The organism is Brevundimonas vesicularis (assembly GCF_900445985.1).
Classification (GTDB): domain Bacteria; phylum Pseudomonadota; class Alphaproteobacteria; order Caulobacterales; family Caulobacteraceae; genus Brevundimonas; species Brevundimonas vesicularis_D.
The window spans coordinates 1,542,672-1,550,825 of the sequence record NZ_UAQP01000014.1; the positions used below are offsets into that span (position 1 = coordinate 1,542,672).

General features: G+C 65.0%; 5 protein-coding genes. All 5 read left to right on the forward strand.

Annotated features, from left to right (window positions below; translation table 11 throughout):
* Positions 1-48 precede the first annotated feature (48 nt).
* The 5 genes from DT343_RS16680 (at position 49) to DT343_RS16700 (ending at position 7,901) form a co-directional block, all read left to right on the forward strand.
* Complete coding sequence (locus DT343_RS16680) at positions 49-1,329, forward strand: hypothetical protein (protein WP_112863765.1); 1,281 nt, start codon at positions 49-51, stop codon at positions 1,327-1,329.
* Positions 1,330-1,397: 68 nt separating this feature from the next.
* The gene (locus tag DT343_RS16685) at positions 1,398-2,339 is read left to right on the forward strand and encodes a D-alanine--D-alanine ligase (protein WP_112863766.1); all 942 of its coding nucleotides are present in this window, start codon (positions 1,398-1,400) and stop codon (positions 2,337-2,339) included.
* Positions 2,327-3,214 carry a cell division protein FtsQ/DivIB gene (locus DT343_RS16690; RefSeq protein ID WP_220116756.1) on the forward strand — a complete coding sequence of 296 codons (888 nt, stop codon included), beginning with the start codon at positions 2,327-2,329 and terminating at the stop codon, positions 3,212-3,214. Before DT343_RS16685 ends, DT343_RS16690 begins: the two co-directional genes overlap by 13 nt.
* Before the next feature lie 55 nt (positions 3,215-3,269).
* Entirely contained in the window at positions 3,270-4,562 is a 1,293-nt protein-coding gene (gene ftsA / locus DT343_RS16695; protein ID WP_039247066.1) for a cell division protein FtsA, read from the forward strand.
* A gap of 177 nt (positions 4,563-4,739) precedes the next feature.
* Positions 4,740-7,901, forward strand: a complete 3,162-nt coding sequence (locus DT343_RS16700) for a TonB-dependent receptor plug domain-containing protein (protein ID WP_146756785.1) — start codon at positions 4,740-4,742, stop codon at positions 7,899-7,901.
* Positions 7,902-8,154 lie beyond the last annotated feature (253 nt).

Sequence of the window (8,154 nt, forward strand, 5' to 3'; positions counted from 1 at the left end):
GGGGACATGCCGCACGTTAGGTGAAGATTTCTCGGGGGGAGAAATCAGATGAAGCGTATCGCAGCCGTCGTCGGCCTTGTTGCCATGGTCGCAGAACCGGCCCACGCCCAACTCGTCACCCGCACGGCCGTCGGCCCCGCGATTGAGGGCGGCCAGAACCGGATCGATCTGACGCGGTCCAGCGCTGGCTACACCTATTTCAACCGGGCGGGCGCCGATCTGGCGCAGCACGACGCCGCGTTGAACGGGTGTCTGGCCGAGGCCTCGCGGATGACGCAGCCTGATGACAACAGCGCCGCCGCGGCTGGCGCGGCCGGTGGTCTGCTGGGCATGTTGGTGGTCGGCGTCATCCAAGGCGCGATGAACGGGATGCACGAGCGTAGAGGCGTCGCCGCCAATGTCGAAAACTGCATGGTGGTGAACGGTTGGCGTGTCGTTCGGCTGGACGAGACCGATGGCAAGGCGCTGGATGCGCTGGAGCAGGCGGAACTCCACGCCGCCCTGGCGGACCACGTCGGCGCCGACCAGCCGAAGGGGGAGATCGTTCGCATCTATGACAACGACGCTGTGCGCGGCGACACGGTGCTGATCGGAAAATCGGGCGATCTTGATAAGGCGTCGTTGAGCCTTCAGGCCTTGTCGCCGCAAAGCGCCACGCCGCCGGCCGCCCGTAAAGGCCCGCAGGCCCCGCGCGCCGCGCGTCCGCCGCGCGCGCTAAAGCCGGAGGACGTCGCCGTGGCGTCCGGGGACGCTCTCGTCACCGTGCGTCTGACCGGCATGGCGGAGCAGGGCGGCCGCACGCTGTTCTTTACCCGCCAGGGGCCTGCGCCCGATATTCAGCCCTGGGAGCAGGACGATCGTCCGGCGCTGTTCGCCGTCGCCCTGCCAACGCGCGGCGCTGTTCGCGGCGATCGCACGCGGGCCGTGACCCAGACCTTCTCGGTGCCGCCTGGTCGCTGGCGTCTGAGCGCGGTCAATGTCGGCCAGTACATCACCCACTTCTGCCTGGGGGCCTCCGGGTTCGAGGCCCGCGACGGCGAGGCGGTCTATGCGGGGGCGTTTGATCTGTCGGGCGAGCAGTTGCGACCGGACATGACCTTGCGGGCCGATCTGTTGGCGCCCACGTCGCCGGCCGCAACGGCAGGCCTGCGTCACCGCGCAGCGGAATGGTCGTATGGCGACAAGGAACAGTGTCAGGGCGCATATCTGTACGCCCTGGACCTGACGCCGCCATCCGAGACGGTCGCAGAGGCGGCTGCGCCTGAGGTCACGGGTGCGGATGACCCAGTCGTCGTGGTCGAAACGCCGGCGCCATCAACACTTCAGTGACGCCATTACGGTTTGGTTGACGGGCTGTTAACGACCTGCGCGGCATCCAGTCGGTTCTGGAGCCGCCGATGACCCGCCCCTTCTCTTCTCTTCATGTCGCCGTCCTGATGGGCGGCCTTTCCGCAGAGCGGGAGGTGTCCCTCTCGTCGGGCGAACAGTGCGCGCAGGCGCTGGAGCGGCAGGGCGTGCGCGTCAGCCGCGTGGATGCCGGGCGGGACCTGGCCAATGTGCTTTCGGGTCTGATCAAGCCGGACGTGGTCCTGAACTGTCTGCACGGCGCCTGGGGCGAGGACGGCTGCGTTCAGGGCGTGCTGGAGACGCTGCGGATTCCCTACACCCATTCCGGCGTGCTGGCCTCGGCCCTGGCGATGGACAAGGACAAGTCCAAGGCCGTGCTGCGGGCGGCCGGCATCAATGTGCCGGGCGGCGGTCTTTACGATCGTCACGAGGTCGCCAGCCGCCACGTCATTGACCCGCCCTATGTGGTCAAGCCGAATGCCGAGGGCTCGTCCGTCGGCGTCTTCCTGGTGCGCGAGGGCGCCAACCGTCCGGTTTCCGAGGTGGGCGAGCCGGGGTGGGCTTACGGCGAGCAGGTCGTCGTCGAGCCCTATATCGCCGGCAAGGAGCTGTGCGTCACCGTGTTGGGCGAACCGGCCGGCCCGCGCGCCCTGACCGTCACGGACATAACCCCGACCAAGGGCTTCTATGACTATGAGGCCAAGTATGCGCCGGGCGGTTCGGTGCACGTCCTGCCCGCGGTCTTGCCGCCGCACGTGTTCGACAAGGCGCTTCGTCAGGCCGAGGCGGCGCACGTCGCCATGGGGTGCCGCGGCGTGTCGCGATCCGACTTCCGTTATGATGATGTTAAGGACGATCTGGTCCTGTTGGAGGTCAATACCCAGCCCGGCATGACCCCGACTTCGCTCGCGCCCGAGCAGGCCGCCCATACCGGGATGAGCTATGACGATCTGGTTCGGTGGATGGTGGAGGACGCCTCATGCCCGCGGTAGTTCGCGGCGGCCGGCGACAGGGTTCTAATCAGGCTCCACAGCGCGGTTCGGCTTCCAAGGGCGGAGGACGGTCGCGCGGCGGGGCCCAGAACGCGTCCGCCGTTCCCGGCAAAATGGCCGCCATCGGCCGTGTCGATATTTCGCCGCGCACCGCCGTGATCGCCCTGGGCGCCGGCGCGCTGTTGCTGGCCGGGGTTCTGGCCACGGGCGCCCGCGCCGAGCGGATCGGCGCATCGGTTTCGCATGGCCTGGACAATGTGACGGCCGGCATGGGCCTGACGCTGAAGCGAGTGCACATCACTGGCGCCTCGCCCGAGGCCGAGCCGGCGATCCAGCGCGCGCTGGGCCTGTATTCCGGTCAGCCGATCACAAGCCTGGATCTGGACGCCATCCGCACGCGGGTTCAGGGCGTGGGTTGGGTCAAGGAGGCGCGTGTGGTGCGCCTGTTGCCCGACACCCTGATCGTCGAGGTCAAGGAACACGACCGCCTGGCCGTCTGGCAGGAGGCCGGTCAGATCAAGGTGATCGACAACCGAGGCCAGGTCATCGACGGCGCCGACGCGCGTCGCTATCCGACATTGCCGCTCGTCGTGGGCAAAGGCGCCGACGTGGCGGCCGGCGAAATCCTGCCTCTGCTGGCCCAGCGCCCGCGACTAATGGGGATGGTGGATGCCCTGGTGCGCGTGGACGAGCGCCGCTGGGACCTGCGTCTCAAGGACGGCAGCCTGATCCAGCTTCCCGCCACCGAACAGGAGGCGGCCCTGATCCGCCTCGATGCGCTGGACCAGCGCGAACGCCTGCTCGACCTGGGCTTCGCCCGCGTCGATCTCCGAACCCCGGACGAGGTCGCCGTGCGACCCGCCGGTGACGCCTAAGGACCGTAGAGACATGACCAAGCAACGCGGCGCGGCGAATGATCACGGTCGGGGCATGGATCCTCGCGCCGGTCGTGCGCCCGTGGTCGCCGCGCTGGACATCGGCCAGTCCAAGGTCTCGTGCTTCATCATGAAGCCCGACGGCGTCCGCCACGCCGACCGCACCATCCGCGTCGCGGGAGCCAGTCACGTCCAGTCCAAGGGCGTCAGGGGCGGGGCAATCATCAACATGGACGAGGCGGCCCAGGCCATCGGCCACGCCGTCGAACGCGCCGAGCGCGCCGCCCAGAGCCCGGTCTCCGGCGTCGTCGTCACGACCGCCATCGGTCAGATGGCCAGCCACCGTGTGCAGGCCCGCGTCTCGTTGGGCGCCAATCCGGTCGGGGACGCCGATTTGGCGCGCGCCATCGGCATGGCCCTGGCGCAGATCCGCCTGCCCAACCGCCGCCCGATCCATGTCCTGCCCATCGCCTGGTCGGTCGACGGTGCGCGGGGCGTGCATGATCCGCGTTCGATGCGGGGCGGCTCGCTGGGGCTTGATCTGTTGGTGGTCTCGATGGCCGAGAACGTGTTCACGACCCTGAGCCACTGCCTGGAGCTGGCGCACCTCGACCTGCAAGGCGTCGCCGCCGCACCCGTCGTGTCGTCTCTGGCCGCGCTGGAAGAAGACGAGATGGACCTGGGCGCCGTCTGCATTGATATGGGCGGCGGCTCGACCAGCGCCGCCGTCTGGGGCGGCCGGTCCCTGCTGCATATCGAAAGTCTGAACGTCGGCGGCGACCATGTCACCTCCGACATCGCGCGTGGCCTGTCGACGTCCAAGGCCGGCGCCGAACGGCTCAAGACCCTGCACGGCTCGGCCATGGCCAGCGCCAACGAGGACCGCGAAATGCTGGAGGCCCCGCCGCGCGGCGAGGACGCCTCGGCCGGCCCGGTCATCGTCCCGCGCGCCATGCTGAAGACCGTTATCGCCCCCCGCGTCGAGGAAACCCTCGAACTGCTCCGTGATCGACTGAAAAATGCAGGCGTGGGCCTGGAGCCCGGCGCAGGGCTCGTCCTGACCGGCGGCGCCAGCCAGTTGAACGGCGTACGCGAACTCGCCGTGCGCGTCTTCGACCGTCCCGTCCGCCTCGGAAAACCCCAACGGGCGCCACACTTGGCCGACGCCGCGTCCGGTCCCGCCTTCTGCGCCACCGCCGGCGTCCTCCTCCGCGCCGCCTACGGCCCGCGCGAGGCGGTGTCGGCAAGGAAGCTGATGGCGCGGCAGATCACTGCCGCCGACGCGCCGCGCATTCATCGCGGGAATGTGGTGGGGCGCGTGGCTGGCTGGCTAAGAGATAATCTCTGACACGAGTACGTGTCGCTCGGCACGTCTCTTAACGGTGCCCATCATCTCGCGAGGCATCACGGCAAACACCGGCTGCGTGTGGCTCGCACACGCAGTCCGACTTCCTTGTCCCGAAATGAAACTGTTGCTGGACTGTAACACTCCCGACGCGAGCTGGCCGGATTTCGGTCACAAAGCTTGCCGTTCCGTTGGAATGCATTAGACGAGACGCTCAAGCGCGCATCCGGGATTGGGGTGTGGATTGCTGTTGTTCGCTACATTCCATTGGGGCACAAAATGCATTTGAAACGACAATATCTGTTTGGGACGACGATTCTTGCCGGCGTTCTGGCCGTCGCCGCGCCTTCGTTCGCGCAATCGACTGCCGGCAACCAAGACGCAACCGAAGTCGGCGAAATCGTCGTCACGGGTTCGCGCATCGTCCGCCCCAACCAAGACGCGCCCACCCAAGTGCAGGTCGTCTCGTCCGAGGCCATCGCCAGCACGGGTGAAGTGAACCTCGGCGAAATTCTCCGCACACTGCCTGCCGCCGGCGTTTCCTCGCTGACGCCCACCAATTCCAACTTCTTCACGCAGGGTAACGGCGTCGCGACGGTCAACCTTCGCAACCTCGGCGAAGATCGCACGCTTGTTCTGGTGAACGGTCGTCGCTTCGTCGCCGGTCTGCCGGGCACGCAGATTGTCGACTTCAACAGCCTTCCGACCGAGTTCGTCGACCGCATCGACGTCGTCACCGGCGGCGCTTCCTCGATCTACGGTTCTGACGCTCTGGCCGGCGTGGTGAACATCATCACGGACAAGGACTACGAAGGCTTCCAGCTCTTCGGTCAGTACGGCATCACCGATCGTGGCGATCGTGAGAACTACAAGGTCGGCACCAAGTTTGGTTCGAACTTCGCCGATGATCGCGGCAACTTCGTCGGCACGCTGTCCTATCAAGAAAACAAGGCGGTCTTCGCTCGCGATCGCGCCGACCGCGACATGGCTCTCGACGGACAGGGTTCTCGGCTTCTTTCGGACGAAGGCCGATTTGGCGAGACGCAGTTCTTCTTCGGCTCCAGCTTCATCCCTCGCGGTGTTGCGGTTGTCCCGGGCATCGGCCTCAACAACTCTAACCGCGTCTATGAGCCGACGACTGGCGCACAGCGTCCGTACGCTGGGGCCACGGACGGCTTCAACCGTCAGGGCACCCGCCAACTGTACGTGCCGAACTCGGCGCTGCAGTTCTCGGGCCAGGCGCTTTACGACTTCAACGACAACAATCGTTTCTTCTTTGAAGGGTCGTACTATCGCGGCGAAACCAAGAGCGACATCGAGCCAAGCCCGGTTAGCGGCGCTGACATCTTCCGCGACGCTCGGGACGTTGGTCTGAACCCACAGTGCACGGCTACGGGCTGCTTGTACGGTATTCCGCTGGTCAGCGCGATCGTCCCCGAATCCATTCGCCAGGCGGTTCGTGATCGCACGCCCGGTCTCACGGATGCTCAACGCGTCGTCGGTTTCCAGCGCCGTATGACCGAGTTCGGCAACCGCCAGAACGAAGCCACGCGTGACCTGTTCCGCGTCGTTGCTGGCCTGGAGGGTGAACTTCCGGGTTCGATGAACCTCAAGTACGAAGTCAGCGCCAACTGGGGTCGTAGCTCCGAGCAGCAGTTGACGCAGGGCGGTATCCTCAAGGACCGCCTGATCAATACGCTCGATGTGGTCGATACGGGCGGTGGCGTCCTGGCTTGCCGCAACATTGCTGAGCGCGCTCGTGGTTGTACGCCGTTCCGCATCTTCGAAGAGGGTGGGGCTTCGCAAGGCGTCGTGAACTACATCGCTGTGCAGAACTCGTTCGATTCCTTCGTTGATCAGAAGGTCCTGAACGGCTTCCTGAGTGGCGATCTGTTCGAACTGCCCGCCGGCCCGATCCAGTTCGTGGTCGGTAGCGAATACCGTCGTGAAGAATCACGCAACACGCCTGACGCCACGCTTCAGCAAGGTCTCGCCAGCGGCAACATCGCCCCTGAAACCAAGGGTGATTTCAAGGTCATCGAAGGGTTCGCTGAACTGCGCGTTCCGCTGCTTCGTGACATGCCGTTCGCTCACCAACTCGACCTCAATCTGTCGGGCCGCCTCTCGGATTATTCGACCGTCGGGAACACGGAAGCTTGGGCGGCGTCGTTGGAATACATGCCAACCGATTGGATCAAGTTCCGCTCGCAGTATTCGGTCGCTGTTCGCGCGCCGAACATCAGCGAGCTCTTCGCGGGACGTTCGCAAACCTTCCCGACCAACCTTGATCCGTGCCGCGGTCTGACGACCTCGGGTGGGCAAGCCGCGTTTACCAAAACTCGCGCGAACCTGACGAACCCGAGTGCTGTCGCGGCGAGCGGCGTGGATACGACGACCATCGGAAGCGATACGGCCCGGGCCTGCTTGGCGGATCCCACCCTGGCGGCGCGTGTCGCTCGCGACGGCGTCTTCGCTCAAACGCAACCTGAGGCGCAAGGTACGGGCGGCTTCAACAGCGGCAACCCGAACCTGACCCAAGAGAAGAGCACCAGCATCACCGGCGGCGTGCTGTTCAATGCGGATTGGTATGACTGGCTGTCGCCGTTCTCGCTGTCGGTCGATTACTTCAACATCGAAATCGACGACATCATCGCCAACCTGGCGCGTGGCACCAGCTTGAACGAATGCTATGTCAACAGCGGCGGCGTCTATAATGCGTCGAGCCCGTTCTGCCAGTCGATCGTTCGCTACGAGAACGGTACGGCTCAGGTGGGCGCCATGCGCGAACTGAACTCTCAGACGCAAAACCTGGGCACGTTCAAGACCAGCGGTATCGACGTTCAAGCCAGCTACACGTTCGACTTCGACAACTTCCCGGTTACCCGCAACTTCGGCGGCAACTTGGGCACCCTGGTCGCCAGCCTGACCTATCAGCACCTCGACGAGTACAAGACGTCGCCGTTGCCGGGTGCGGAGCTGGTTGAATCGGCAGGCACCACGGGCCTGTCAAAGAACAAGGCTCAACTGGATCTGCTGTACCGTCGCAATGCTCTGACGGTGTCGTGGCAGACCCAGTTCGTCGGTGAGAGCTGCTACTTCGATCTGGATGATTGCGCCGATGACGACATCAGCGGCTATATCGGTCTGAAGACCTTCTCGGATCTGCAGGTTCGTTACGCCATCACGCCGAAGGCCACGGTCTTTGCGGGCGTCGACAATATCTTCGACGAGTATGTCTACATCGGTCAGGGCTATGGCCAACCGACCGGCTGGACGACCGAACCGGCTGTCTACGACGGGCTGGGACGTCGCTTCGTGATGGGCGCGCGCGTCAGCTTCTAAGCTGTCGTAGGGTCCTGAAGTGGGCGGAAGACGGAAACGTCTTCCGCCCATTTTCATTTTCCGATGGCGTCATCGATCGTGATGCTCGGGCCGAGCGGTCTTCGCTGTGGGTCATAAAACTCCGGCAACGCTTTCGGTTTGGGGTGTTCTTAGGTCCGACTCACATTATCGCCGTAACCTTCTCTTAACCTTCATGGGCGCAATCCTTAACGCGCTCATAACCAAAGCGATTCGGCGGGGCGGTCGGTTGGTT

Coding starts and splice junctions, on each gene's coding strand:
- DT343_RS16690 (WP_220116756.1), top strand. CDS start 2,327: ATGCCCGCGGTAGTTCGCGGCGGCCGGCGACAGGGTTCTAATCAGGCT.
- DT343_RS16685 (WP_112863766.1), top strand. CDS start 1,398: ATGACCCGCCCCTTCTCTTCTCTTCATGTCGCCGTCCTGATGGGCGGC.
- DT343_RS16680 (WP_112863765.1), top strand. CDS start 49: ATGAAGCGTATCGCAGCCGTCGTCGGCCTTGTTGCCATGGTCGCAGAA.
- ftsA (WP_039247066.1), top strand. CDS start 3,270: ATGGATCCTCGCGCCGGTCGTGCGCCCGTGGTCGCCGCGCTGGACATC.